Origin of the sequence: Xylophilus sp. ASV27, assembly GCF_016428875.1 — a bacterium.
GTDB lineage: Bacteria > Pseudomonadota > Gammaproteobacteria > Burkholderiales > Burkholderiaceae_C > Xylophilus.
This window is the reverse complement of sequence record NZ_JAELTO010000321.1, coordinates 1-383: the sequence shown is the minus strand read 5'-3', so window position 1 is coordinate 383 and position 383 is coordinate 1. Positions and strand designations below refer to the sequence as shown.

At 74.9% G+C, this 383-nt stretch carries 1 pseudogene; it reads right to left on the bottom strand.

What is annotated here, in order from left to right:
- Positions 1-88: 88 nt before the first annotated feature.
- Positions 89-383: pseudogene (locus tag JHD63_RS23115) on the bottom strand (hypothetical protein); the annotation flags it as partial.

The window sequence follows — 383 nt, the reverse complement described above, 5'->3', positions numbered from 1 at the left end:
CCCCCCCCCCCCCCCCCCCCCCCCCCCCCCCCCCCCCCCCCCCCCCCCCCCCCCCCTCTTACCCCCCCCCCCCCCCCCCCCACCTACACTAGGTTCTCTTCGTCGGCAGCGTCAGATGTGTCCCCCCCCCCCCCCCCCGCTGGTTCTGCCGCAGCAGTTCGGTCGCCTTGCCCAGCGCCGCGGTGTAGGCAACCCGTGCCGAGTGGATGGCCGCGACCAGCGGCCGCTCCTCCGGGGCACCGGCCAGGCGCTCTAGCGACTGCACCGCGGCATCCCTGTCTCTTATACACATCTCCGAGCCCACGAGACCGTACAGGAAATCGCGTATGCCGTCTTCTGCTTGAAAAAGGGGGGGGGGGGGGGGGGGGGGGGGGGGGGGGGGG